Here is a 24,362-nt window from a genome sequence, read left to right on the forward strand (position 1 = left end):
TTGCCGGCTTGCGCCGCCGGCGGAGCGAGCAAGCCTTAGAGGCGCGTGGCGACAATCGCCCGGCGTTCGCCGCGCAAGGTGGTCGAGCGGTGATCGCTGGTCGGCCGCGCGATGCGGCTTTCGTGACGTCCGGTAACAGTCATGCTCAGTGGAACGTCACGCGCGACTGAAGCGTGTTTGTGCGGCGCGCGCAGGCAGGTCCCGGACCGCGCATGTAGTGGCGTTCGGGGCGGTAGGTCGGTGCGATGAATTCGCGAAACGCCACAGCGGCGTAAGTGAGGTGGTTCCAGATAGCCATTGTTCTTATCCCTGTCCGCCCGGGGCTCGTCCCGAACGTGAAAGCGATCATAGCCGGCGGGTGTGAATCTTCGGTGAACGCGATGTTAATCTTCGTGTGAAAATGCGCCCGATCAGGGCTGAATAGTGTTTTTTTCTAGGCATTTAGGCCGGATGGGGGAGCATTGGTTAAGATGTGTCTTTTGCGCCACCGATGTAACGGCCGATTGCCGCGAAACTATCCACAGGTTTCGCAGCGCGGTTACATCGGCAGAGGCTGTCAGCGGCGTGACTGCGACGGATCGGGCGTCAGGCGAGGAACAGCTTCTCGAAAGCCTGGCGCCCCGGCGGGGTGAATTCGACGACGCGGCTGCCTGTGGGGCGGCGCGCCCATTTCTCGGCGAGGATCTTGTCGAGGATGGCGGTGCCCAGCGATCCCGCCAGATGCGAACGCCTGACGCTCCAGTCGAGACAGGCGCGGCACATCGGCCGGCGCGAGGCACCGAGCGTCGACGTATCGATGCCGATGGCGGCGAAGAAGCCCTGGCCCGCCGGCCCGAGCCGGATCTCCTCGTCGTCGCGGAGGATGATCTCTTGGGCAATGAGGCGGTCGAACATCGCCACCGCATGGTCGCCGGCGAGATGGTCGTAGCAGACGCGGGCTTCGCGCATCGACTTGTCACGCGGGCCCGGACGCGCACGCTTGGGCCCGGAATGGGCGGCGACGCCGCTGATCGCCTCGATCATGCTGGCGACGTCGGCGCCTGACAACGCGTAGTAGCGATGCCTGCCCTGGTTCGCCACCGTCAGCAGCTTGCCGTCCATCAGCTTGGCGAGATGCGAACTGGCCGTCGGCAGCGAAACGCCGGCTTCGAGCGCCAGCTCGCTGGCTGTCAGCGCGCCGCCATTCATCAGCGCGGTCAGCATGTTGGCGCGCGCCGGGTCGCCGACAAGGCTGGCGATGCGGGCGATATCAGGACCTTCCTTCATGGCGTAACTACCTCCATAGTTCGATGGTAGTCGAAGCGTTCTCGTCAGGCAATGCGTATTCTCCGACCAGACAGAGGAGTGAGCATGACGACGAAAAGCGAATTTGCCACCGCCCCGAGACGCCTGCCGCTGGGTGTGTTCGGCCGGGTGCTGGCATGCCTATCCCGCGGCTACGACAGGCATCTGCAACGGCTCGACCTTTCCGAACTGACCGACGAACAGCTCGATGACATCGGCGTCTGTCGCCGCGAGGCCGAGCGTGAAATTGCAAAACCCTTCTGGCGCTAGCACGCCACCTTGGCCGGATGCTTCGACGCCGGCCGAACTATTGCCAACATTTCCGGAGACCAAGATGACCATCACCTGCTTCATCCGCTACCAGATCGACCCGTTCGGCAAGGCGGCTTTCGAGGCGTATGCCCGCAACTGGGGCCAGGCGATCCCGCGCTGCGGTGCCGACCTCGTCGGCTACTTCGCCCCGCATGAGGGCTCGGCGACGACCGCCTATGGCGTCTACAACATCGAAAGCCTGGCCGCATACGAAGCCTATCGGGCGCGGCTCGCCGCCGACCCGATGGGCCGCGAGAACTACGAGTTCGCCCGGCGGGAGAAGTTCATCCTCAAAGAGGACCGCATCTTCCTGAAGCAGGCATCGGGGCCGCATGCGGCCCTGCATGATCCCGAAAAGTTGCAGGCGTTGCGGACAGGAATCATGCAACAGGAAAGCGTGCAGCCATGATCGCCGTCATCTTCGAGGTCGAGCCGGCGGAGGGCCGGCGCGACGCCTATCTCGGCATTGCCGCCGACCTGCGTCCGCTGCTCCAGAGCATCGACGGCTTCCTTTCGATCGAGCGGTTCCAGAGCCTGGGCGATCCGAAGCGGCTTTTGTCGCTGTCGTTCTGGCGCGACGAGGAAGCGGTGAAGGCGTGGCGCAACACCGAGGAGCACAGGCAGGCACAGATAGCCGGGCGCAGCGGGGTGTTTTCCACATATCGGCTGCGCATCGCCCATGTCGTGCGGGACTATGGACTGGCCGAGCGGGCGGAGGCGCCGGGGGATAGTCGGGAGGTGCATGGGTGAGGCTGCGATCCTTCGTGCCACCGCTCTGCCCTGCCGGGCAACTCCCCCCCCAAGGAGGGATTAGTCGCGTCCTCGACGGCCTCTCGTCCTGCGATGTTTGACCGATAGCTTTGCCACATTGCTGACCGACGAATGCAGGCCGGCCTCAGAGAGGGGGTGCCGGCCGCGCCCTTTACGCGTTGCCGATCAGCACGCCTGCAGCAAAGACCAGCGCGCCGCCGAGGACCACCTGGAAGGCGGCGCGGAGGAAGGGGGTCTCCATGTAGCGGTTCTGGATGTAGGCGATGATCCAGAGCTCGAAGAACACAACGACCGCCGCAACCATCGTCGCCGTCCAGAAATGCGGGATCAGGTAGGGCAGCGCATGGCCGAGGCCGCCGAGCGTGGTCATCAGGCCGGTGGTGATGCCGCGCTTGATCGGCGAGCCGCGGCCCGACAGCTTGCCGTCGTCGGAGGCGACCTCGGTGAAGCCCATCGAGATGCCGGCGCCGATCGAGGCGGCGAGGCCGACGAGAAAGGTCTGCCAGGTGTCGTGGGTTGCGAAGGCGGCGGCAAAGATCGGCGCCAGCGTCGACACCGAGCCGTCCATCAGCCCGGCAAGGCCCGGCTGAACATAGGTCAGGATGAACTGGCGGCGCTCGACAAGCGTCTCCTTTTCGCTGACATGCTCGGGCACGTGCTTCTGCTCAAGCTTCTGGGCAAGCGATTCATGGCTCTGTTCGGCGAGCGCGAGATCGTCGAGCAGCTTGCGGGTGGTCGCATCACCGGTGCGCTTGGACGCCTCGACATAGAAACGATAGGCCTGCCGCTCCATCTCCTCGGCCTGCTCGCGCACCTTGGCGATGCCGAGCGGCCGCACCAGCCAGTCAGGCTTGCGCTCGTAATAGCCGCGCACATGCTCGCGCCGGATCAGCGGGATGCGTTCGCCAAAGCGCTTGCGGTGCTGCTCGATGAGCTGGTCACGATGGCCATCCTCCTCCTCGGCCATGTCCTCGAAGACCTTGGCCGATTGCGGAAACTCGTCGCGCAAACCGTCGGCATAAGCGCGATAGATACGGCCGTCATCCTCCTCCGATGAAATGGCTAGAGCCAGGATCTCCTGCTCGGACAAGGAATCGAATGCGCGGCGGCCGAAGCCGAAAACACGGGACAACATCTGCGAATCTTCCAGTTTAGAATAATTCTAAACTAGGCATTCGGCGCTGGCCGGTCAATGCGCATGGGCACCTGGCGGATCTATTTGCCGCATGCCAAAGAAGCTGCGGCGACCTCCCTTGTTATAGGGAAATCTATGGTTATATAGCCTAATCTCACCTGATAACGGGAATGCACAATGGCGGCCAAGCAGCACGCGCATCACATCGACCCCAAGCCCGTGCTCGAGCTGATCGCCAGCATCGAAGCAGACCTCGCCCGCCTCAAGGGCATGCTCCAAGCGCAGCCGGAACAGTTCGACCCGGCCAACCCGCACAACAAGACCTGCGACGGCAAGCTGACGCCCGATGGCGTCGAATGCTGCTACCGTCTGTTCGACGAAGGCAAGTCGCGCTACTCGGTGGCCCAGGCGATGAAGATCTCGTTCGCGGCCGCGACCCACCGCTTCAACGCATGGCGAAAGGCAGGCGGTGAGAAACGCGTGCGGTCGCTGATGGGGTGAGGAGTGTTGGCCGCAGGCCAAGAAAAGCCAACGATTTGGCTTTTCTAACGACGAACGCCCGGAGCCATAGCGGAGGGCCGGAGGGCCAAGTCTCTTCTTCGCCAAGCGCCCCCTCTGCGGCCACTACGCGCCCACCTCTCCCTCACTTCGTGAGGCAGAGGAATCGCCAATCCCTCGCAGGCCCTGAGCGCGTCGCCTCTACAAGGCGGCCACTACGGCATCTCATGCCCCGACAGAACCTGCGCAGAACCAGAAACTCCATTGCGGAAGGCGTCGTCGAAGCCGACGCCTGAAATGCCCCAGCGCATGGCGGGCGGCGCGTCGGCGATGCGCCATTCGGCGACCCAGCCGGCAGGCTTGTTGTTCCAGACGATGGTACCGACAAGCGCCCTCTCGCCGCCGGCCATTCGAGCCAGAGTGCCGATGCGCGCCGGGCCGGCCTTTGCCAATACCGGAGCGCTGAGGCCCGCCAACACCAACTGCCGTTGCGACGGCAGCAGAAGCGGCAATGCCAGCTTGTCGGCAGCGCTGATCAGCGCTGAACGCATATCGTCGTCGCGCAGGCCAAGGCTGTCGCTGGCAAGCATGCTGGCACGACCCTTCATGTCGCGGATGCCGATGACAGCGACAAGTTTTGGACGCGTGAGCCAAGGTTTGTGGTCGAACAACTTCAGGAAGGCGTCAAGTTTTGCGCGGTCGAAGACGCAGGTCAGGTCGTGCGGACGGTCGTAGCTGCCCTGCTCGTCATGGATCGGCGTACCACTCATGCGATCGCGGAAGGCGTAGCTGGCGATCAGCTCGCCGGCATGCGCGGCCTGTTCGGCAAGGCGCTGCTCATTCAGCAGCCTGCTGTCGCCGGTGACCCGGACCACAACATCGCGCAGGCAATTGGCAAAACCGATGTCGCGGCGCTCGGGCGCGGTGCCGCTGGTGATCGTACCAACGGTATAGAGGTCGTCCGCCCTCGCTTGGCCGAGGCCAACGATGAGCAGCAGGAGCGCTGTTTGCGCGTTGCGCAGTCCGCCGCGAAGCATGTGCCGCACCTTCCGCCGGGAGCAGGCAGCCTAGCAGAGCCATGGGCGGCGCAAAAACTCATGCCGCAGGCAGCTGCAAGACCTTTTCAGTCCAGCGTACGGCGGAAGCGGAACAGCGCGAGGCCGGCAAAGCCAGCGACGAACAGGCCGAGAATGCCAACTTCCGCAGCGATCGCCGGGAATTCGGCACCCTTGAGCATGACGGCGCGGATGATGCGCAGGAAATGCGTCAGCGGCAGGATTTCGCCCAGCGCCTGGGCCCAGCCGGGCATGCCGCGATAGGGGAACATAAAGCCTGACAGCAGGATCGACGGCAGGAAGAAAAAGAAGGTCAGCTGCATCGCCTGCATCTGGGTTCGGGCAATCGTCGAGATGGTGTAGCCGAGCAGCACCAACGCCAGCACGAAGACCAGGATCGCCGACAAAAGCAGCGACAGCGAGCCGATGAAGGGGATCGCAAACAACAGCTTCGAGGCGACCAGAACGACCGTCACCTGAACTGCTCCTACGACGAGATAGGGCAAAACCTTGCCAAGCATGATCTCGGCCGGGCTTGCCGGCATGGCGAGCAGATTTTCCATCGTGCCACGTTCGGTTTCGCGGGTCAGCGCCATCGAGGTCATCATCACCATCGTCATCTGCAGGATGACGCCGAGCAGGCCGGGCACGATGTTGTATTGCGAGATGCCTTCGGGATTGTAGCGGCGATGGACGACGACCTCGAGCTGCCCCTTGGCGGTCTCGGCGGAAGCCGCTTCCATGCCCTTTGCCCTGAGCAGCGCCTGGTTGGCCACCGTGCCCAGCGTCGACACGGCACCACTGGAGGCCGAGGGATCGGTGGCGTCGGCCTCGATCAGGATCTGCGGCGCGTCGCCGGCCGCCACCCGGCGGCCGAAATCGGCGGGGATGGTGACGACGAACGCAACCTCGCCGCTGGCCATCAGCTGCTCGGCCTCGGCAGCCGTTTCGGCGATGTGGTCGAAGCGGTAGTAGTTGGTGTTCTGCAGGGCCGAGACCATGGCCCGCGTGTACTGGTCGTTGCTGGTGGCGACCAGTGCCGCTGGCAGGCCCTTGGGGTCGCTGTTGATGGCGAAGCCGAACAATACCAGCTGCATCAGCGGCACGCCGAGCATCATGGCAAAGGTGATGCGGTCACGCCGCATCTGGATGAATTCCTTGGTAAGCAGCGCACCGAGCCGCGCAAAGGAAAAGAAGCCGTTGGCGGTCATGACATATTGTCCCTGGAAGCGGCCATGAACTGGATGAAGACGTCCTCAAGGCTGGTTTCGCCCGGCGCGACGGTCACGCCTTCGCGGCTGCCGATATCGGCAAGGGCTGCCTCGAGTTTCTGCCTGTCGGAGCCGACGACATGAAGCGTGGCGCCGAAGGGGGCGACCTGCTCGACGCCGGGCCGGCCTTCAAGCGCGGAGGCGATCTGGTCGAGCCGCGGGCCCGAGACGACGAAAGTGGTCAGCCCGGCATTGCGCACGACGTCCTCGACGGTGCCCGACGCCAGCATCTTGCCATAGGAGATGTAACTGATGCGGTGGCAACGTTCAGCCTCGTCCATGTAGTGGGTGGAGACGAGCACGGTGAGCCCGCCCCGCGCCAGGCGGTGGATCTCGTCCCAGAACTCCCGCCGGGCCTTGGGGTCGACGCCGGCGGTGGGTTCGTCGAGCAGAAGCAGCTTCGGCTTGTGCATGATACAGGCGGCCAGTGCCAGGCGCTGCTTCCAGCCCCCTGACAGCGTGCCGGCAAGCTGGTTACGGCGCGTGGTCAGACCGAGCTCTTCGAGGGTTCGGGCGACATGCTCCTCGACAGGTCTGAGCTTGTAGAGCCGGGCAACGAATTCGAGGTTCTCGCCGATCGTCAGGTCCTCGTAGAACGAGAACTTCTGCGTCATATAGCCGACTTCGCGCTTGATCTTGAGGCTGTCGGTGCGCAGGTCGTAGCCCAGCACCTGGCCCTCGCCCTCGTCGGGCGTCAGCAGGCCGCACATGATGCGGATAGTGGTTGTCTTGCCCGAGCCGTTGGGCCCGAGGAAACCGACGATCTCGCCTTCGGCGACGGTCATGGTGACATGGTCGACGACGGTCTTGTCGCCGAAGCGCTTGACGAGGTTGGTGACTTCGATGGCGTTCATGGGTGCCGTAGGCAAGGCGGTAAGTGAATAGGGCAATAGGGCCGCAACGCGCCGGCCTGCCCCACTGCCTTACTCCCCTGCTCCCTTCTCCAGTGCCACATCGACGATCTGGCCCGGCTGCAGCGCCGAGCTGGCATCTTCGGGGCGGGCCTCGACGAGATAGACGAGCTTCTGCCGGTTCTCGAGCGAGTAGATCACCGGCGGGGTGAATTCAGGATCGGGCGAGACATAGCTGACCTTGGCGGTGAGCCCGTCGGCGCAGCCGTCGCAGCGCACGGCGAGCCGGGTGCCGACATGGACGGACGAAAACGCGCTTTCCGGGATGAATAGAGTCAGCTTGACCGCACCGTCGGGCAACACCGACAGCACCGGCGATGACGGGCCGGCGGTGTCGCCCGCGTTGCGGATGACATCGTCGATGCGGCCGGCGGCGGGTGCGGTCAGCGTGCGCTTGGACAGGCGCCACTCGGCCTGGCCGAGCGCCGAGCGGGCTTGCTCGACCTGCTTTTCGGCGGCCTTGATCACCTCGCTGCGGGCCGGCAGGCGGCCGACGGCGAGATTGGCGGTGGCCTGGCCAAAGGCCGCTTGGGCGACCTCGAGCTTGGTCGTCGCGTCGTCGAGCTGGGCCTGGGTGGCAATCGAACGTCGGGCGAGATCCTGGGTGCGGGTCAGGCTGCGCTGGGCATCGTCGGCCTGGGCCTGGCTGGAGCGCACGGCTGCCTCGAGGGCGGCGATCTCGTCGGGACGCTTGCCGATCTTGAGGTCGGCGAGCTGTGCCTCTGCCTGGGCAAGGGCTGCCTCGGCCTGGGTCACCGCGATCCTGGCATCGCCGCTTTCCAGCGTGACGACGGGCTTGCCTGCCTCGACGCGGTCGCCGCGGCGGACAGAAACAGTTTCAACCTGGGCGACCTCGATGGGTGCGAGCTGGACATAGTCGCCCTCGACATAGCCAACGGCCAGAGGCGCCGGGCCGGCGCAGGCCGAAAACAGCTGTGCGGCAAAGGGGATGGAACACAGAACACTCATGGCTTTCCTGCCTTTCGCGCGGCGATGATGGCCGCGACGTTTTCTTTGGCGATGCCGATGACCTGGCCGACCTCGGCGGGGCCGATGTCGGCCCATCCCATCCGGCGCAGCACGGCGGCGCGGGCGATGCGGAAGTAGACGACCTGGCCGATCATCATGAAAACGCTGATCCTGACGCGCTCGCTGTCGGCCTCCTCGCCGGTGGCGGCGGCCCAGAGCTGGCACAGCCTGCGATGCACCGGCTCGAAGACGCCGGTGTAGATACGGTCGAGCGCATCCGTCGGCGTCGACAACTCGCGCAGCACGAACTGGACGATCTCGCCAGCCTCGGGGCGGGCGACCATGAAGCCGACCATGCGCTCCACCGCAGCATCGATCTGGGCTTCGGCCTCTGCGGGCGTGACCGCCTGCGGCAGGGCCAGTCCGGCATTGCCAAGCGCCTGGCTGGCGATCGCCTGGATGGTCGCTACAACATGGTCGGCGGCGGCCAGCCTCAGGCCTTCCTTGCCGCCGAAATGGTAGGCGATGGAGCCGATATTGGCGTTGGCGGCGGTGGCAATCTCACGAGTGGAGGTGCCGTCGAAGCCCTGGCGGCCGAACAGTTTCAGCGCAGCCATCACCAGCGCCATGCGGGTGGCGTCGGCTGCGGAGGCATTTTGTGGGGTCTGTGTCTTGTTCATGGCTAAAGATTTAATCAATCGATTGATTAAAGTCAAATGAAATCTTGCGCGGGCTGCCGGGCCGCGCTTTATTGGCGCCATGGCCAAGGAAGTCGAACGTAAGTTCCTGGTGAACGGACAGGAGTGGCGGAGCCTTGTCGAAGGCAGTATCCGCATCCGGCAGTTCTATCTCGCATCGAATACGGGCCGCTCGGTGCGGCTGCGCATCTCCGACGGCGAGGTTGCGACGCTGACGCTGAAGTTCGGCTCCAGGGGGCGTGTGCGCGACGAATTCGAGTACCAGGTACCCCTCGCCGAAGCCGAGGAGATGATGGTTTTCGCCATCGGCCGTGTCATCGAGAAGACACGCCACCATGTTAGCCATCGTGGCCGTCTCTATGAGATCGACGTTTTCGGCGGCGAACTGAGGGGGCTGATCATCGCTGAACTTGAGACGCCGGAGGATGTTCCGGCATCCGAACTGCCGGCTTGGATCGGCCGCGAGGTGACCGGCGATCCGCGCTACTACAACGCGTCGCTTGCCCATGGCGACGACGTTCCGGAGGCCGTTGCATGAGCTTTCGCATCGATCCGCGTCTGGCGCTTACCGGCGAGGTCCGCCGTATCGCCGGCGAAGAGATCGAGAAGATCGCCGCCCATCTCAACGCCGCCCGCGACAATCCCGACAAGGGGCTGCACAGAGCCCGCAGGCGACTCAAGGCGCTGCGCGCGCTGCTGCATCTCGTCTGGCCGGGCGACGAGGCCTTCTGCCGCACGGAGAACGACCGTTACCGCGCCATTTCGGCGTCGATTGCCGGCCCACGCCAGGCCACTGCACTGATCGAAACCATCGACCGGTTGGCCGAGGATTTCGCCGAGAACGCCGCCCATGCCGGCCTGGCCACGATCCGCACCATGCTGGTGCGCCATCGCGCCCAAGCCGCCCACACCGAAGCCGGGCTGGACGCATTGCTCGACACGGCAATCGCCGAATGCCAGGCAGGTTTTGCGGCACTGCAGACACTCAGCCTGCCCGACCTGCCGGAGAATGCCGCCGACGTTTTGGCAGACGGAGCGCTGGCGACGCTCAGGCGGGCGCGCAAGGCGCTGCAGCAATCGCGCGAGCGCGGCGCAGCCGATGATTTCCATGACCTGCGCAAGGCAGTGAAGCGGCATGCCGCGCATTTATCCCTGCTGCGGAAACTGTGGCCCTCGCCGGTCAAGCCGCGCCGCGAACGTGTCGAGGCGCTCGGCGAAAGCCTGGGTGAGTTGCATGACGTGTTCGTCATGCGCGCACTGATCGAGGCCGGCGAAGCACCGTTCGACGGTCCGGAGCCAAAACATCTGGTCAGGCTGCTCAAGCGCGCGGAAAAGGCGCTGCGCAAGCTGTGCCTCGCGGACGCCGCCGAACTGTTCGAGGACAAGCCGAAGCGTACGGTGCGGAGGCTGGCCAAGAAAGCCCGCGACGACCTCGGCGGAACCATGGCGGATACCGAAGCCGACTAGCTGTCAGTCCGGCATTTGCCCCGCTGGCATCGCCGGCCCGGCTCATGGTACGTCCTGTGCGTCATGACGCAAAAGACCGACACCCTGCTCGACCGTCTCGGCCGCTGGCTTGCATCCCGGCTGCAGGTCGAATCCTCTGGTTACGAGCCCTACACGCCGTCGGACCCCGACACGCTGCGCCGGACGCTGGAACCCGGCGACATCCTGCTGATCGAAGGCAACCAGCGCATTTCGGCCGTCATCAAGTATCTGACGCAGTCGACCTGGTCGCATTCGGCACTCTATATCGGCGACGCGCTGCCGGAGCCGACGGACGGATCGGAGCGACCGCGGTTGATCGAGGTCAATCTCGGCGAAGGCTGCGTGGCCGTGCCGCTGTCGAAATACCGCACCTACAACACCCGCATCTGCCGTGCCAACGGCCTCTCACCCGAGGATCGCGACCACGTCGTCAGGTTCATGGTGCAGAGACTCGGCCTGAAATACGACCTCAAGAACATCACCGACATGCTGCGCTACTTCGTTCCGCGGCCGCCGGTGCCGGTGCGCTGGCGTCGCCGCATGCTGGCCTTCGGTTCGGGCGACCCGACGCGGGCCATCTGCTCGACGATGATCGCGCAGGCCTATGGTGAGATCCGCTACCCGATCCTTCCCGAGATCACCCGCGCCCCCGGCCGCGCCTCGGCGCAGTCGACTTACATGCGCCAGGAGATCATGCACATCCGCCATCACTCGCTGTACACGCCGCGCGACTTCGACCTGTCGCCCTATTTCCGCATCGTCAAACCGACGCTGGAATACGGCTTCGACTACAGGCAAGTGACTTGGGGTGAGCAAGACAAGGCTGGCAACAAGGCGTGATTGCCCCGTCTGCTCACTCTTCCTGTTCGGAGAAGTCGTCGTCGAGACGCTTTTCCAGGTCGACGAGATCCTTGGGCAGCGGCAGGCCCTGCGCGCGCAGCTCGCTCAGCTTCTCGCGCAGCTGCTCCTGCAATTCGTGGGAATCCTCCGGCTGGTTGACCATTTCCTGGAGGAGGACCGCTATCTGGGCCTTGATCTGTTCGAGCGCCATGGTCTGATCCTCCGTGGTTTCAGCTCACCTCAGCATGCGCGAAATCAGTTGCGCCGTATAGTCGACCATCGGCACGATACGGGCATAGTTGAGCCGGGTCGGGCCGATGACGCCGAGCGCACCGACGACGCGCGCGTCTTTGTCGCGATAAGGCGCGACGACGAGCGACGAACCGGACAGCGAAAACAGCCGGTTCTCCGAGCCGATGAAGATGCGCACGCCCGAGCCTTCCTCAGCGAGGTCGAGCAACTGGATCAGCCCGTCCTGGGTTTCCATGTCCTCGAACAGGTGCTTGAGCAGCTCGATGTCGGCCTGGGCGGTGACGTTTTCGAGCAAATTGGCGCGGCCGCGCACGATGAGGCGCGCCGGCAGGCCGCTCTCGGCGCCGGCCCACACGGCGAGCCCCTTTTCGACGAGATCCTGCGACAGCGTGTCTAGCGCTGCCTTGGTCTCGTCCTTGATACGGGCGATCTCGAGCCGGGCTTCGGCCAGCGTGCGGCCACGGATATGGGCGTTGAGGAAGTTGGAAGCCTCGTGCAATTGCGAGACGGTGACACCGAGCGGCAGCTCGACCACGCGGTTTTCGACGTCGCCATTCTGCGACACCAGCACGGCAAGCGCCTTTGTCGGTTCGAGCTGGATGAACTCGATGTGCTTGAGCGCGACCTCGTTCTTGGCTGCGAGCACGAGGCCGGCGCCGCGCGACATGCCCGACAGCATCTGGCTCGCCTCGGTCAGCATGTGCTCGAGCGTGGCGCCCTCGCCCGAAGCCTTGACCTGGGCCTCGATGACGCGGCGCTCGTCGTCGGACAGATCGCCCAATTCCATGAAGGCATCAACGAAGAAGCGCAGCCCCTTCTGCGTCGGCAGGCGGCCGGCTGAGATGTGCGGCGCATAGACGAGACCGAGATGTTCGAGGTCGCTCATGACGTTGCGCACCGTGGCCGGCGACAGCGATGACGGCAGCATGCGCGACAGATTGCGCGAGCCAACGGGCTCGCCATCCCTGAGATAGGAATCGACGATGCGTCGGAAAATGTCACGCGACCGCATGTCGAGCGATTGCAGCGTGGGATCGGGTACCGCTTTGGTCATCTGCTTCATGGTCTCCGTCCAAAATGATATAGACCGCATGGCCGCGAACACAACAGCTCCAGCGGCGGAACCGGTTTTCCTTTGCGCTGGTCCTGCCATGGAGCTACAAGCCGGCAACAATTTCCGATTTCGCCATAGAAAGTAGCCGTATGCGCCCCTCCAAACGCCAGTTCGACGAAATGCGCGCCATCTCCTTCGAGCGCAACATCTCCAAGCACGCCGAAGGTTCGTGCCTGGTCAAGTTCGGCGACACCCATGTCTTGTGCGCGGCGAGCCTGGAAGAAAAGGTGCCGGGCTGGATGCGCAACACCGGCAAGGGCTGGGTGACGGCTGAATATGGCATGCTGCCGCGCTCGACCGGCGAACGCATGCGCCGCGAGGCTTCTTCCGGCAAGCAGGGCGGCCGCACGCTGGAAATCCAGCGCCTGATCGGCCGCAGCCTGCGCGCCGTCGTCGACATGGGCGCGCTCGGCGAGCGCCAGATCACCGTCGACTGCGACGTGATCCAGGCCGATGGCGGCACCCGCACGGCCTCGATCACCGGTGCCTGGATCGCGCTCTATGACTGCCTGCGCTGGATGGAAGCGCGCCAGATGGTCAGCGTCGACAAGGTGCTGAAGGACCATGTCGCGGCGATTTCCTGCGGCATCCATGACGGCCAGCCGGTCATCGACCTCGACTATCTCGAGGATTCCTCGGCCGGTACCGACGCCAATTTCGTCATGACCGGCAAGGGCGGGATCGTCGAGATCCAGGGCACCGCCGAAGGCACGCCGTTCTCGGAAGAAGAGTTCCTGCAGTTGATGGGCCTCGCCCGCAAGGGCATTGCGCGTCTGGTCGACCTGCAGAAGATGGCGGTGGGCTGAGGCACTCGCCATGCGGCCCTCGGCGATCCTCGAATCTGCGCTCTACGTCACCGACCTCGATGCCGCGGAAGTGTTCTACGGCGAGGTGATGGGGCTGGAACGGATCGCCAAGGTGCCGGGGCGGCATGTGTTCTTCCGCTGCGGCCAGGGCGTGCTGCTGTTGTTCAACGCGGAAGCGACCAGACAGCCACCGAGGCCCGATGCCACGCTGCCGGTGCCGCCGCATGGCACATGCGGCCAGGGGCATCTGTGCTTTGCCGCGACTGCCGAGGAAGTCGAACTTTGGAAGACGCGGCTCGAAGGCAAAGGCATTGCCATCGAAGCCGATTTCGAATGGCCCTCCCCCGAGAAGGACATGAGGGGCGGCCGTTCCATCTATTTCCGCGATCCGTCGGGCAATTCGCTTGAGATCGCCGAGCCGAAACTATGGGGCCTTTGATGCGCAAGCTTGCCGACAATGAAATTGTGATCGCCAGCCACAATGCCGGCAAGCTGCGCGAATTCGCCGAGCTGATGGCGCCGTTCGGCATCGGCGCCAAGTCTGCCAAGGAATATGGCCTGCCCGAACCCGACGAGACCGGCACCACCTTCGAGGAAAATGCCTACATCAAGGCGCTGGCCGCAGCGACCGCGACCGGCCTGCCGGCGATGTCGGACGATTCGGGCCTTGTGGTCGACGCGCTCGACGGCGCGCCCGGCGTCTACACCGCAAACTGGGCAGAAAAGCCGGACGGCACGCGCGACTTCGCCATGGCGATGCAGCGCACCGAGGACGCCCTGCAGGAGCGCGGCGCCAAGGCCGCCGAGCAGCGCACCGGCCGCTTCGTCGCCGTCATCTGCCTGGCCTGGCCCGATGGGCACGCCGAATATTTCCGCGGGGAGGCCGAAGGCAATCTCGTCTGGCCGCCGCGCGGCGAAAAGGGTTTCGGCTACGACCCGGTGTTCCTGCCCGAAGGCTTCGACAAGACGTTCGGCGAGATGAGCGCCGAGGAAAAGCATGGCTGGAAGCCAGGCCAGGCCGACGCGCTGTCGCACCGGGCCCGCGCCTTCCAGAAATTCGCCCGCGCCATGCTCGGTTCGGCCTGATGGCGTTTGCGTCGCTCAGCCGCGACCCCGGCTTCGGCGTTTATGTGCACTGGCCGTTCTGCGCGGCCAAATGCCCTTACTGCGACTTCAACAGCCATGTCCGCCACCAGCCGGTGGACCAGGAACGCTTTGCCCGCGCCTTTGCCACCGAACTCGCAAGCATGCGCGCCCGCACCGGGCCGCGCGAGGTGACGAGCGTGTTCCTCGGCGGCGGTACGCCCTCGCTGATGCGGCCGGAGACGGTGGGCGCCGTACTGGAAGCCATCGCCGCCAACTGGACGATCGCTGATAACGCCGAGATCACGCTCGAGGCGAACCCATCGTCGGTGGAAGCAGAGCGCTTCCGCGGCTATCGCTCGGCCGGCGTCAATCGCGTGTCACTGGGGGTGCAGGCGCTGAACGACGGGGATTTGCGCTTCCTCGGGCGGCTGCACAATGTCGAGGAGGCGCTGCATGCCATCGGCCTGGCGCGCGAGATCTTTCCGCGGCTGTCCTTCGACCTGATCTATGCCCGGCCGGGCCAGAAGCCTGAGGATTGGGCGGCGGAGCTTAAGCAGGCGATCGGCTATGCCGTCGACCATCTGTCGCTGTACCAGCTGACGATCGAGGAAGGCACGCGCTTCTTCCAGCTCTACAATGCCGGCAAATTCGAGATCCCGGACGGCGAACATGCCGCCGAGCTGTATTCAATCACGCAGGAGGTGACGGCGGCGCATGGCCTGCCGGCCTACGAGATTTCCAACCACGCCAAACCAGGCGCCGAGAGCCGGCACAACCTGACCTACTGGCGCTACGGCGAATATGTCGGCGTCGGCCCCGGCGCGCATGGGCGCTTCCTGGAGGACGGAACGCGCATCGTCACCATCGCCGAGAAGCTGCCGGAGCGCTGGGTCGAACTGGTCGAGCAGCAGGGCCACGGCGTCGTTGGCGGCGAGACGCTGAACCGCTCCGAGGAAGCGGACGAATTCCTGCTGATGGGCCTCAGGCTTGTCGAGGGCATCGATCTCGCCCGCTACGAGCAGCTTTCCGGCAAGTCCTTGTCTTCGGCGCGGCTGTCGATCCTGCAGGGCGAAGGGCTGGTGGCACCGATCGGCAATTCGCGCCTGCGCGCGACGCCGGAGGGCATGATCGTGCTCGATGCCGTCGTCGCTGATCTGGCGCGGTAGCGGAGGCTGCGGTGAAGAACGTGCTCTTCGTCTGCAGTCAGAACAAGTTGCGCAGCCCGACCGCCGAGCAGGTGTTTGCCACCCGCCGCGACATCGAGGTCGATTCCGCTGGTACCAATCATGACGCCGAGAACCCGCTGACGCCGGAACTTGTCGCCTGGGCCGACTTCATCTTCGTGATGGAAAAGACCCACCGCACCAAGCTGCAGAAGAAGTTCGCCAAGGCGCTCAAGGCGCGCGTCGTCTGCCTCGACATTCCCGACGACTACGCCTTCATGGACCCGGCGCTGGTCGCGCTGCTGGAAGAGCGGGTGCCGAAGCACCTGCGCTGAGCCCGATCAGGCCTTCCGCTTCAGCGAAAACACGTTGAGCCCCTCGACGTCTTCCTCGATGCGCTGCCAGCCGAGCCGCTCGTAGAAGGCGGAGACGGCGGGTTTGGCACAGAGATAGGCAGTGTCGAAACCCTGCAGGAACGCTGCTTCCGCCCCGGCCTGGACAAGTGCTGCGCCGATGCCGGATTTCCTGGCGGCTTCATCGACCCAGACGGCGGCCACCCATGGCGAATATTGCGGCCGCGCTTCCAGATCGCTTTCGATCAGATGGGCGGTGCCGAGGAAGGTGTCGCGGTCATGGGCGACGAGCGCCTGCGGCAGGCCGGTCGAAGCAAAATTCTCGTCGACAAGTCCCCGGATGAAGGCAAGTTCATGGCCGTCCTGGCGCCACCAGGCATTCCAGATGCGGACGGCAACGTCGCCAGCAAATTCCGGCCTGTCGCGAAGATCGGAGATCGAATAGGTCTTGTGCGTCGCCATGGTGTCAGCCTGATTTCGAAGACTTCAAGCGCCGGGTACAGCATGCGCAAGCAACTATCCAGCAGCCAAGAGATCAGAACAAAGGAGCCAACATGAACACCGCAGTCGCATCCTGGCAGCTCTGGGCGGTGCTTTCGGCCATCTTTGCGGCACTGACGGCGATCTTTGCCAAGGTCGGCATCGAGAACATCAACTCGGATTTCGCCACGCTGATCGGGTGGTGATCCTGCTAGTGCTGGCTGGAATCGCGGCCGCCACCGGGCAAGCGCAGGCGCTGGATTCGATTTCGGGGAAGACTTATGCCTTCCTGATCCTATCGGGGCTGGCCACGGGGGCGTCCTGGCTTTGTTACTTCCGCGCGTTGAAGCTCGGAAATGCGGCGCAGGTGGCGCCGATCGACAAGCTAAGCGTCGTTCTTGTCGCGGTGTTTGGCGTCATTTTCCTTGGCGAGAGACTTGGCACGGCGAATTGGCTCGGCATCGCGCTGATCGCGGCGGGGGCGGTGCTGGTCGCCACCAAGGCGTGAGGGTGGTGCCGCCTTGGTGGCAGCGTCGAGGCGGGAGATGAAGGCGTCGAAGCGATAGGGCATGGCCGGTACGATTGCCTCTGTTCACGAATCGCTATGTTCCGATCCGCGGCGGCGATTTGCTTCCCGCACTATGGCAAAGCCATGGCAGAATCGATCACATCCTTTTGCAAGCGGGGCCCGGCCATGCCAATGAGAGGGTGAAAGCGAGGCGGCGTGCAGAACAACGAAAACAAGCGGGTCTATGTCATCGGCCAGACCGAGATCGCGGCGAGGCCGCTGACGCCGGCGCTCTATCTGGTGGCGACTCCGATCGGCAATCTAGGCGACATCACGCTGCGCGCGCTTGAGACGCTGGCCGGCGCAGATCATGTCGCCTGCGAGGACACGCGGGTCACCCGCGTCTTGCTCGACCGCTATGGCATTCGCCAGCGGCCGACCGCCTATCACGAGCACAATGCCAGCGAGGCCGGGCCACGGCTGATCGAGGCGCTGGAGAACGGACGCAGCGTGGCGCTGGTATCGGACGCCGGCACGCCTTTAGTCTCCGATCCGGGTTTTCGCCTTGTCGGGCAAGCGCAGGAGCGCGGCATCCGCGTCGTGCCGATCCCCGGCGCTTCGGCGGTGCTGGCCGCGCTGACCGCCTCGGGGCTGCCCTCGGACGCCTTCTTTTTCGCCGGCTTCCTGCCGGTCAAGGACGGGCAGAAGCGGACACGGCTCGAAGAGGTCAGGGCCGTGCCCGGCACGCTGATCTTTTTCGAATCGCCGCGCCGGCTGGCCGATACGCTCGAAGCGATGGCCGAGGTGCTCGGCGCCAGGCAGGCGGCGATCGGGCGTGAACTGACCAAGGCCTTCGAGGAAATCCGCACCGGCACGCTGGCAGAACTCTCGGCGCACTATGCCGAGGCCGATACGCCGAAGGGCGAGATCGTCATCTCAGTCGCGCCGCCCGAGGAGCGGACCGAATCTGCCGACGACGTCGACAAGCTTTTGCTGTCGCTAGCCAAGGAAATGCCGGCGTCGAAGGCGGCGGCGGAAGCCGCACGCATGACCGGCCAGCCGAAGCCTGCGCTCTATCGCCGGTTGCTGGAGCTCAGGGAAGGATCCGGTGACTGAGCGGCTCGCCCGGCAGAAGGCACATAGCCGCGGCCACCGCGGCGAATGGCTGGCCGCGCTCGCGCTGATGCTCAAGGGCTACCGGATCGTCGCCCGGCGCTACAAGACCAAGCTTGGCGAGATCGACCTGATCGCCCGGCGCGGCGACTTGGTGCTGATCGTCGAGGTAAAGGCGCGGAAAACGCTGATCGAGGCGATGGACGCCGTCGCCTACGGTTCCGAACGCCGCATCGAGGGCGCCGCCGATCTGTGGCTGGCGCGGCAGCCCGACTACGGCAAGCTGTCGGTACGTTTCGACATGGTGGCGGTGCTGCCACGGCGCTGGCCGGTGCATGTCGAGAATGCCTTCCACGGCAGGAACTGAGCATCGTACGATCCGTTAGGCCTTTACGCCTGCGGACAATGCCCTTAACAGGCCTCGCAAAGCCTGCGATGCGGGCGATCGAGGTTCGCGCCGAGGGCGCCCGAGTTACTGGAGATGGCAATGTCCCTGCCCGACCGCCTGAGCAACGACCCGCGCAGCCCCTTTTTCAACGCCGAGGCGCTGCAGGCGGGCGTCGGCATCCTGTTCAACGGCAAAGAACGCCAGGACGTCAGCGAGTATTGCGTCAGCGAAGGCTGGGTCCGCGTGCCGGCGGGCAAGTCGAAGGATCGCTACGGCGAGCCGATCACCATCAAGCTCAAGGGCACCGTCGAGGCTTTTCCGAAGCCTTGAGGCAACTGCGCGGCGAAGGCCGCCGGCAAGCACCCACTCCGGTTCGCTGCGCGAACCACCTCTCCCCCTCGACAGGCGGGACAGACGCGCTGCCCTGCGACCAGCGGTGCATTGGCGCGAAAGCTCTCGACCTGGCGGGTGGGGTCAGGTCAGCCGGTGATGTTGAAGCCAGCCGCTGCCGGATCGGCGGGCTCGGGCACGACACTTCCGACGTGAGCGCCGGGTGGCCCCTGCCAACATGCCTCGAGCATCGAGGCGACTGCTTCTTCCGGACCTGAAATCAGCGCGGTGACGGATCCGTCACGCTCGTTGCGAACCCAGCCATTCAGGCCGAGACGCCTAGCCTCGCGCTGTGCCCAGGCGCGGAAGCTGACGCCCTGGACGCGGCCGGTGATGTGGACGAGCACGGCACGATCGTTCATCTTGGCCTCCAAGCGGTAGCCAGTCCCCTTTTGGGGGATGTCTGGGGCGGGGATCCCAACGCACCGCGTCTCGCTACGACTGCCCCCACCCTTTGTACCTCCCCGCAAGGGGAGGAAGGGCTTTAGCAAGCATTACGCCTACCCATTCTTCGACAAGCTCAGATGCCTAGCGCCGCGTCACCCGCATCGGCAGGCCGCCCTGGGGCTGGGTTGTCAGTTTCTGGACCGGCCATGGCTTGGTTTCGGCGACGGTGTCGAAGCGGAAGCGCGAGAGCAGGATGGCAAGGGCGATGATGGCTTCCTGCATGGCAAAGCTCATGCCGATGCAGACGCGCGGGCCGGCACCGAAGGGCAGGTACTGGTAGCGGTCGATCTTGTCCCTGTTTTCGGGATGAAAGCGCTCTGGCAAAAACGCATTGGGCCGGTCCCACAGCTTGTGGTGGCGGTGCACGGTCCAGGGCATGACCAGCACCTGCGCCTTGCGCGGAATCTTGAAGCCCTTGTACTCGTCCTCCGCGATCGGTTCGCGGTTGATCGAGGGGGCTGGCGGGTAGAGCCTCAGCGCCTCTTCGAAGGCAGCGCGGGTGAGCGGCATGCCATCGAGCCATTTCACCGGGTCGGGCTCGCGGGCCAGCACCTCGTCGATTTCCTGCTCGACGCGGTCGCGCTCCCAGGTCGCTTCGGCGAGGCAGTAGATGGTCCAGCCGAGCGCACGCGCCGTGGTCTCATGCCCGGCGCCGATGAAGGTGATGATGTTGTCCTCGATCTCCTGGCGCGACAGGCCATCGGGGCCTTCGGCACGCAGCAGAAGCGTCAGGAAATCCTCGGGAGCGCCGTCGGGATTGCGGGCCAGCTTTGCGCTGCGCATCGCCACCGTGTCGGTGACGATCTTGCGGAAATAGGCCATGGTCTTGCGGCCCCGGATGCGGGTGAGGCGCGGCAGCCATTCCGGCGCGCGCAACAGGTCGAGCGGGTCGACACGACCCATGGTCTCGAACAACCGGTCGATTTCATGGGCGAAGCTGCCGGCCTCGCCCGCGATCTCACCCGAAAACAGCGTCTCGGCCAGGATCTCGTAGGTCAGCATGGTCATGTCCTGGGCGACATCGACAGTGCCTGTTACGTCGTCGTAGCGTTGGACGAAATCGAGGGTACGGGCCAGCATCGGCTGGGCGAAACCGAAGATGTGGCGCGGCGTAAAAACAGGCGCCATGGCCTTGCGCGACCGCTTCCAGACGTCGCCCTCGGCGGTCAAGAGCCCATCGCGCAGGATTGGACGCAGGATCATCTGGCGGACGGTCGCCATCTTGTAGTTTCTGGCGTTGTCGACCAGCACGTGGCGGATGAGCCCCGGATCATTGGCAATGACCAGCGGGCCGCCGACACCGTTCACCGAAATCCAGGGTTCGTTGTAGGATGGCTCACCCCACAGTTCGAGCGGGTTGCGGTAGACGATGCGCATCATCTCCAGCGTCGACGGCGGCGTGGTGCGCGGCGTCGGCGCGGGCGGGACGAAGGGTTCAGGTCTGGTGTCCATCAACTTTGCCTCATCGGGTGAATGTAGGCATCGAGAGTGCGCGCGTCCATGTGGCCGAATTTGTCGATGACCGAGATGTGACCCAGTCACCCAAAGGTGCCTTCTTGCCACGGGAGGGTTCGGGCGACTATTTGCTGACAGTCACCTTTTGATACCACCTCCACCTACCCCCTAAACTGCCCAAGGACTGAAATCTTGAAACACCAGCTCAACATCGTTGTGGCCAGCACCCGCCCAGGCCGCGTCGGCCCTGTCTTCGCCCGCTGGCTCGATGCCTATGCGCGCGAGCACGGCAAGTTCGAACCCGTCATCACCGACATCGAGGCATTTGGTCTGCCCATCTTCGACGAGCCCAAGCACCCGAGGCTCGGCCAGTACGAGAACGAACACACCAAGAAATGGTCCGAGGCGATCAAGGCCGGCGACGCCTTCGTGTTCGTGACGCCGGAGTACAATTTCTTCGCCGCGCCTGCGCTGGTCAATGCCGTCAACTACCTGGCGCGCGAGTGGAACTACAAGCCGGCGGGCTTCCTGAGCTATGGCGGCGTTTCGGCCGGTCTGCGCGCCGTACAGTCGGAAAAAATGCTTTTGACGACGCTGAAGATCATGCCGATCCCCGAGGCGATCGCCATTCCCGCGTTCACCCAGCATCTCCAAGAGAACGGCGAGTTCAAGTCGAACCCACTGATCGACGACAGCGCCAAGACGATGCTCAACGAGCTGTTTCGCTGGAGCGAAGCGCTGAAGCCGCTGCGTGTCGGCTGACCACATCGTCCAGGACCACAGCTGAGGCGACGAACACTGTCTTTGCGGAAATTCAACCACCTGGCATGCAACCTATCCCTGTCGGTGACGTTTGGCCCATGCAACCAATCAACAGGGAATACACGTGTAGAGTAACATGATGAACTGCAAGGTGATGGTGGTCGAAGACGAGATCTTCGTTGCCACCGAAATTGAAAGCATGCTCGAAGAGCTAGGACACCAACCGATTGGCATCGCCATGGACTCGGCGAGCGCCCTCGATCTGGCGCAGCATGCCGAGATAGCGCTTGTCGACCTCAATTTGCGGGATGGCCCTACCGGCCCTTCGCTGGGCAAGATTCTTGCCGAACAGTTCGGTGTGACGGTGCTGTTCATCACCGCCAATCCTTCGCAACTGGGCGATGGCGTTCCCGGCACGATCGGCGTTCTGCCCAAGCCGGTGATGGACGAAGAATTGTCCGAGGCGGTCCGATATGCAGTGGCGCGCCGACACCGCCTTGCCGCCGATCCGCCAACACGGCTGAAGCTTTTTGGAGCGGATAATTGCAATGACCGCGATGACGGGTTTGGCGTAACCGCCTGACGGAAGCGCGACGACTCGACACCATTAGGGGCGCTCCGGCCGAGGCCGTTGCGCTCCTTTGTCGTCATTCTAGCGCCGCAGCGTTGCCGAGCGGTTGAGCTGTGCTGCCGGCACCGTCAGCTCCACTTCGAGCCCATCTGCGTTCCAGCGCCGGCGCAGCGTGCCGCCAAGCTGGCCCTGGACGCTCAGCGTGATCAGGCGACTGCCGAAACCTTCGCCGGCAGGCGGACCCGACACTGGCGCGCCACCCGTCTCCTTCCAGACCATGCGATAATTGTCGCCGCTCAGAACGGCGTCGATGACCACGCGGCCATCGGCCTCCGCCAAGGCGCCATACTTCGCCGCATTGGTGGCAAGCTCGTGAAAAAGCAACGCAAGCGGAGTGGCCGCGCCGTCGTCGATGGTGGCGTCATCACCGTGAAAGGCGAAACGGCCGGACTGCTCGCCGACATGTGGCGCGAGCAGAAGCTCGACCAAGGCGCGCAGCGAAGACTGGTTGTTCTGCGGCCGAGATGCCTGACTGTGCGGCCGGACGAAATCATGCGCCTTGCCCATAGCGCTGATGCGCTGTCTGAGTTGATCGGCCAGGGGCTTGATGTCGGGATAGGAGCGCGCCGACAGGCTGATGATTCCATTGAGCACCGAAAAGATGTTCTTGATGCGGTGGCTGAGTTCGTGCGCGACGATCTCGCGCTCTTCGGCAACCTGCTTGGTTTCGTGGATGTCGGTGCAGGTGCCGAACCAGCGGATGATCTCGCCGGCCTCGTTGCGAATGGCCAGCGCCCGGCCCAGCGTCCAGCGATATTCGCCATTGGCGTGACGCAGCCGGTACTCGATCTGGTAAGGCTCGCCGGTGGCGAGCGAATGGCGCCACAATTCCCAGGCGCGATCCTGGTCGTCGGGATGGAACATCCCTGCCCATCCCTCGCCATCCGTCGAGCCGAGCGGCATGCCGGTGAATTCGTACCAGCGCGCATTGTAATAATCATGGAAACCGTCGGGCCTGGTCGACCAAACCATCTGTGGCATGGTGTCGGCAAGTGTGCGGAAGCCAGCCTCGCTTGCCGCCAGTGCCGCCTCGACCGCCTTGCGCTCGGTAATGTCGATGACGACGCCCGGCAGACGCGGATTGCCGCCACCGGTGTCGAAAAACTTGCCCGTGGCCAGAACCCAGCGGATTGCGCCTTCGCCGTCGACAAGGCGATACTCGGCCCGAAAACCGCCGCGCTTGGCGATTGCCTCGTCGGTCTTGCGCGCGACAAAGTCCCGGTCGGCGGGATGGATGCGCCTGAAGAAGCCTTCAGCCGAAATGCCCTGTTCGGCTTCGGCGAGGCCGACGCCGAACATCTCGGCGAAACGCGCGTCGGCTGTGACGATCCGGCTGGTCAGATCGAGTTCCCAGGCCCCGACGATGCCCGAGGCCTCGAGCGCCAGGGACAGGCGCTCCTCGCTGCGGGCAAGCGCCTTTTCGGCACGTACGCGCTTGGTGGTTTCAGCCAAGATGGCAAATGCGCCGACCGCCTCGCCGTCGTCGTCGAGCAACGGACTATAGTCGAGCTCGAGCCAGACGCGTTCGGCGGCACCATTGCGCCACAGCACGAGCTCCTGATCCTCGTAGGTCAGCGTTTCACCTTCGAAGATGCGATCGATAACGGTACGGTTGAACTGCGCGACCTCGGGCCAGCTGTCGAAGACCGACGTGCCAAGGCACGCCGGATGCCGGGCGCCCGCGATGTCGCGGTAGGCGTCGTTGTAGATCATCACGCCCTTGCGGCCGATGAGCAGGCACATCGGCATTGCCGATGCCAGCATGATGCGGATCGTCATCCGTACGACTGCTGGCCAGGAACCGATCGGACCGATCGGCGTAGACGTCCAGTCCAGGGCCTCGATGAGCCCGGCCAGCTCACCTGAAACGATCGGATTGGAAACCTTGTCGTCGGCCTTCAATGGTCTTGTGGTCGGCATGGATGAGAATTTTCTCGGCTGAAATCTGTTGTGAAAAGTGTAGGCCGGCAAAAAGTAGTCCCCACCGTGTCAGACGGAAGTGGGACGACATTATTGATGAGCCTGAATGCACCAGCGCGGCGTTTGTTCCAAACTCCGCCTACATGAACGGACGAGAAATCACATAGTTTCGCCAGTTTGCCAACAATCGGCGGCTTCCACGCAGCATCGCCAAGATGCTGCCGTCGATCGGCTTCCGGTAGCAGTGTGTCGGCATTTGGCT

Annotated in this window: 31 protein-coding genes and 1 pseudogene; 18 read left to right on the forward strand and 14 right to left on the reverse strand. The window is 64.3% G+C overall.

Annotation, left to right across the window (positions count from 1 at the left end):
* Positions 1-145: 145 nt before the first annotated feature.
* Entirely contained in the window at positions 146-298 is a 153-nt protein-coding gene (locus DY201_RS28870) for a hypothetical protein (protein WP_165915964.1), read from the reverse strand.
* Between the two features lie 287 nt (positions 299-585).
* On the reverse strand, positions 586-1,266 hold the full coding sequence (locus DY201_RS00365) for an ArsR/SmtB family transcription factor (RefSeq protein ID WP_115729397.1): 681 nt from the start codon (positions 1,264-1,266) through the stop codon (positions 586-588).
* An 84-nt stretch (positions 1,267-1,350) separates the two neighbouring features.
* Between DY201_RS00365 and DY201_RS00370 the strand changes: the two genes are divergently transcribed.
* From DY201_RS00370 to DY201_RS00380, 3 genes are all read left to right on the forward strand, one after another.
* On the forward strand, positions 1,351-1,554 hold the full coding sequence (locus tag DY201_RS00370; protein WP_115729399.1) for a DUF1127 domain-containing protein: 204 nt from the start codon (positions 1,351-1,353) through the stop codon (positions 1,552-1,554).
* Between the two features lie 64 nt (positions 1,555-1,618).
* A complete protein-coding gene (locus DY201_RS00375; RefSeq protein ID WP_115729401.1) occupies positions 1,619-2,005 on the forward strand; it encodes an NIPSNAP family protein in 387 nt (128 codons plus the stop codon).
* Positions 2,002-2,346 carry an antibiotic biosynthesis monooxygenase family protein gene (locus DY201_RS00380; RefSeq protein ID WP_115729403.1) on the forward strand — a complete coding sequence of 115 codons (345 nt, stop codon included), beginning with the start codon at positions 2,002-2,004 and terminating at the stop codon, positions 2,344-2,346. Before DY201_RS00375 ends, DY201_RS00380 begins: the two co-directional genes overlap by 4 nt.
* 172 nt (positions 2,347-2,518) lie before the next feature.
* On the opposite strand, the gene mbfA is transcribed toward DY201_RS00380, so the two are convergent.
* Positions 2,519-3,502, reverse strand: coding sequence for an iron exporter MbfA (mbfA, locus tag DY201_RS00385; RefSeq protein ID WP_115729405.1), 984 nt, complete (start codon positions 3,500-3,502; stop codon positions 2,519-2,521).
* 177 nt (positions 3,503-3,679) lie between these two features.
* Here mbfA and DY201_RS00390 point away from each other — a divergent pair, with 177 nt between their 5' ends.
* Positions 3,680-4,003: a hypothetical protein gene (locus tag DY201_RS00390; RefSeq protein WP_115729406.1), complete on the forward strand. Its 324-nt coding sequence runs from the start codon at positions 3,680-3,682 to the stop codon at positions 4,001-4,003.
* Positions 4,004-4,215: 212 nt separating this feature from the next.
* Here the strand turns inward: DY201_RS00390 and DY201_RS00395 are convergent, their stop codons facing one another.
* The 5 genes from DY201_RS00395 to DY201_RS00415 all read right to left on the reverse strand — a co-directional run bounded on the left by DY201_RS00395 (position 4,216) and on the right by DY201_RS00415 (position 8,886).
* Entirely contained in the window at positions 4,216-5,037 is an 822-nt protein-coding gene (locus DY201_RS00395) for a DUF2066 domain-containing protein (RefSeq protein ID WP_115729408.1), read from the reverse strand.
* Between the two features lie 86 nt (positions 5,038-5,123).
* On the reverse strand, positions 5,124-6,266 hold the full coding sequence (locus DY201_RS00400; protein ID WP_115729410.1) for an ABC transporter permease: 1,143 nt from the start codon (positions 6,264-6,266) through the stop codon (positions 5,124-5,126).
* Positions 6,263-7,180, reverse strand: a complete 918-nt coding sequence (locus tag DY201_RS00405) for an ABC transporter ATP-binding protein (protein ID WP_115729412.1) — start codon at positions 7,178-7,180, stop codon at positions 6,263-6,265. Before DY201_RS00405 ends, DY201_RS00400 begins: the two co-directional genes overlap by 4 nt.
* Positions 7,181-7,249: 69 nt before the next feature.
* A complete protein-coding gene (locus DY201_RS00410; protein WP_115729414.1) occupies positions 7,250-8,206 on the reverse strand; it encodes an HlyD family secretion protein in 957 nt (318 codons plus the stop codon).
* Positions 8,203-8,886: a DUF1956 domain-containing protein gene (locus tag DY201_RS00415; protein ID WP_115729415.1), complete on the reverse strand. Its 684-nt coding sequence runs from the start codon at positions 8,884-8,886 to the stop codon at positions 8,203-8,205. The genes DY201_RS00410 and DY201_RS00415 overlap by 4 nt, the downstream gene beginning before the upstream one ends.
* Positions 8,887-8,965: 79 nt before the next feature.
* On the opposite strand from DY201_RS00415, the gene DY201_RS00420 reads away from it, so the two are divergent.
* The 3 genes from DY201_RS00420 to DY201_RS00430 all read left to right on the forward strand — a co-directional run bounded on the left by DY201_RS00420 (position 8,966) and on the right by DY201_RS00430 (position 11,232).
* The gene (locus tag DY201_RS00420; RefSeq protein WP_115729416.1) at positions 8,966-9,442 is read left to right on the forward strand and encodes a CYTH domain-containing protein; all 477 of its coding nucleotides are present in this window, start codon (positions 8,966-8,968) and stop codon (positions 9,440-9,442) included.
* Positions 9,439-10,371, forward strand: coding sequence for a CHAD domain-containing protein (locus tag DY201_RS00425; protein WP_115729418.1), 933 nt, complete (start codon positions 9,439-9,441; stop codon positions 10,369-10,371). The genes DY201_RS00420 and DY201_RS00425 overlap by 4 nt, the downstream gene beginning before the upstream one ends.
* Positions 10,372-10,434: 63 nt before the next feature.
* Positions 10,435-11,232 carry a YiiX/YebB-like N1pC/P60 family cysteine hydrolase gene (locus DY201_RS00430; RefSeq protein ID WP_115729419.1) on the forward strand — a complete coding sequence of 266 codons (798 nt, stop codon included), beginning with the start codon at positions 10,435-10,437 and terminating at the stop codon, positions 11,230-11,232.
* A gap of 13 nt (positions 11,233-11,245) precedes the next feature.
* Here DY201_RS00430 and DY201_RS00435 read toward each other — a convergent pair whose 3' ends face one another.
* Positions 11,246-11,443, reverse strand: coding sequence for a hypothetical protein (locus DY201_RS00435; RefSeq protein ID WP_067954561.1), 198 nt, complete (start codon positions 11,441-11,443; stop codon positions 11,246-11,248).
* A 24-nt stretch (positions 11,444-11,467) separates the two neighbouring features.
* Positions 11,468-12,538: a heat-inducible transcriptional repressor HrcA gene (hrcA, locus tag DY201_RS00440; RefSeq protein ID WP_115733499.1), complete on the reverse strand. Its 1,071-nt coding sequence runs from the start codon at positions 12,536-12,538 to the stop codon at positions 11,468-11,470.
* A 149-nt stretch (positions 12,539-12,687) separates the two neighbouring features.
* Between hrcA and rph the strand changes: the two genes are divergently transcribed.
* The 5 genes from rph to DY201_RS00465 are packed head-to-tail and all read left to right on the forward strand — an operon-like array spanning position 12,688 to position 15,988.
* A complete protein-coding gene (gene rph / locus DY201_RS00445) occupies positions 12,688-13,404 on the forward strand; it encodes a ribonuclease PH (protein ID WP_115729421.1) in 717 nt (238 codons plus the stop codon).
* A 10-nt stretch (positions 13,405-13,414) separates the two neighbouring features.
* Positions 13,415-13,843: a VOC family protein gene (locus DY201_RS00450; RefSeq protein ID WP_115729422.1), complete on the forward strand. Its 429-nt coding sequence runs from the start codon at positions 13,415-13,417 to the stop codon at positions 13,841-13,843.
* Entirely contained in the window at positions 13,843-14,490 is a 648-nt protein-coding gene (gene rdgB, locus DY201_RS00455; protein WP_115729423.1) for an RdgB/HAM1 family non-canonical purine NTP pyrophosphatase, read from the forward strand. Before DY201_RS00450 ends, rdgB begins: the two co-directional genes overlap by 1 nt.
* Positions 14,490-15,656, forward strand: coding sequence for a radical SAM family heme chaperone HemW (gene hemW, locus DY201_RS00460; protein WP_115729425.1), 1,167 nt, complete (start codon positions 14,490-14,492; stop codon positions 15,654-15,656). Before rdgB ends, hemW begins: the two co-directional genes overlap by 1 nt.
* Before the next feature lie 11 nt (positions 15,657-15,667).
* Positions 15,668-15,988: a low molecular weight protein tyrosine phosphatase family protein gene (locus DY201_RS00465; RefSeq protein ID WP_115729427.1), complete on the forward strand. Its 321-nt coding sequence runs from the start codon at positions 15,668-15,670 to the stop codon at positions 15,986-15,988.
* Between the two features lie 6 nt (positions 15,989-15,994).
* On the opposite strand, the gene DY201_RS00470 is transcribed toward DY201_RS00465, so the two are convergent.
* The gene (locus DY201_RS00470; protein ID WP_115729429.1) at positions 15,995-16,468 is read right to left on the reverse strand and encodes a GNAT family N-acetyltransferase; all 474 of its coding nucleotides are present in this window, start codon (positions 16,466-16,468) and stop codon (positions 15,995-15,997) included.
* 92 nt (positions 16,469-16,560) lie between these two features.
* Between DY201_RS00470 and DY201_RS00475 the strand changes: the two are divergent.
* The 4 genes and pseudogenes from DY201_RS00475 to DY201_RS00490 all read left to right on the forward strand — a co-directional run bounded on the left by DY201_RS00475 (position 16,561) and on the right by DY201_RS00490 (position 18,825).
* Positions 16,561-16,994 (forward strand): annotated as a pseudogene (locus tag DY201_RS00475) (EamA family transporter).
* A 216-nt stretch (positions 16,995-17,210) separates the two neighbouring features.
* Positions 17,211-18,110, forward strand: a complete 900-nt coding sequence (gene rsmI / locus DY201_RS00480; RefSeq protein WP_115729431.1) for a 16S rRNA (cytidine(1402)-2'-O)-methyltransferase — start codon at positions 17,211-17,213, stop codon at positions 18,108-18,110.
* Positions 18,103-18,474: a YraN family protein gene (locus DY201_RS00485; RefSeq protein ID WP_115729432.1), complete on the forward strand. Its 372-nt coding sequence runs from the start codon at positions 18,103-18,105 to the stop codon at positions 18,472-18,474. Before rsmI ends, DY201_RS00485 begins: the two co-directional genes overlap by 8 nt.
* Before the next feature lie 120 nt (positions 18,475-18,594).
* Entirely contained in the window at positions 18,595-18,825 is a 231-nt protein-coding gene (locus DY201_RS00490) for a DUF3297 family protein (RefSeq protein WP_115729434.1), read from the forward strand.
* Positions 18,826-18,974: 149 nt separating this feature from the next.
* Here the strand turns inward: DY201_RS00490 and DY201_RS00495 are convergent, their stop codons facing one another.
* A complete protein-coding gene (locus tag DY201_RS00495) occupies positions 18,975-19,247 on the reverse strand; it encodes an acylphosphatase (RefSeq protein ID WP_115733500.1) in 273 nt (90 codons plus the stop codon).
* Between the two features lie 166 nt (positions 19,248-19,413).
* A complete protein-coding gene (locus tag DY201_RS00500; protein WP_115729436.1) occupies positions 19,414-20,784 on the reverse strand; it encodes a cytochrome P450 in 1,371 nt (456 codons plus the stop codon).
* Between the two features lie 195 nt (positions 20,785-20,979).
* Between DY201_RS00500 and DY201_RS00505 the strand changes: the two genes are divergently transcribed.
* Positions 20,980-21,549 carry an NADPH-dependent FMN reductase gene (locus DY201_RS00505; protein WP_115729438.1) on the forward strand — a complete coding sequence of 190 codons (570 nt, stop codon included), beginning with the start codon at positions 20,980-20,982 and terminating at the stop codon, positions 21,547-21,549.
* A 139-nt stretch (positions 21,550-21,688) separates the two neighbouring features.
* Positions 21,689-22,132: a response regulator gene (locus tag DY201_RS00510; protein ID WP_280959934.1), complete on the forward strand. Its 444-nt coding sequence runs from the start codon at positions 21,689-21,691 to the stop codon at positions 22,130-22,132.
* A 69-nt stretch (positions 22,133-22,201) separates the two neighbouring features.
* Here DY201_RS00510 and DY201_RS00515 read toward each other — a convergent pair whose 3' ends face one another.
* Complete coding sequence (locus tag DY201_RS00515; RefSeq protein ID WP_165915966.1) at positions 22,202-24,100, reverse strand: PAS domain-containing sensor histidine kinase; 1,899 nt, start codon at positions 24,098-24,100, stop codon at positions 22,202-22,204.
* Positions 24,101-24,362: the final 262 nt, after the last annotated feature.

Origin of the sequence: Aminobacter aminovorans (genome assembly GCF_900445235.1) — a bacterium.
GTDB classification, from domain to species: domain Bacteria; phylum Pseudomonadota; class Alphaproteobacteria; order Rhizobiales; family Rhizobiaceae; genus Aminobacter; species Aminobacter aminovorans.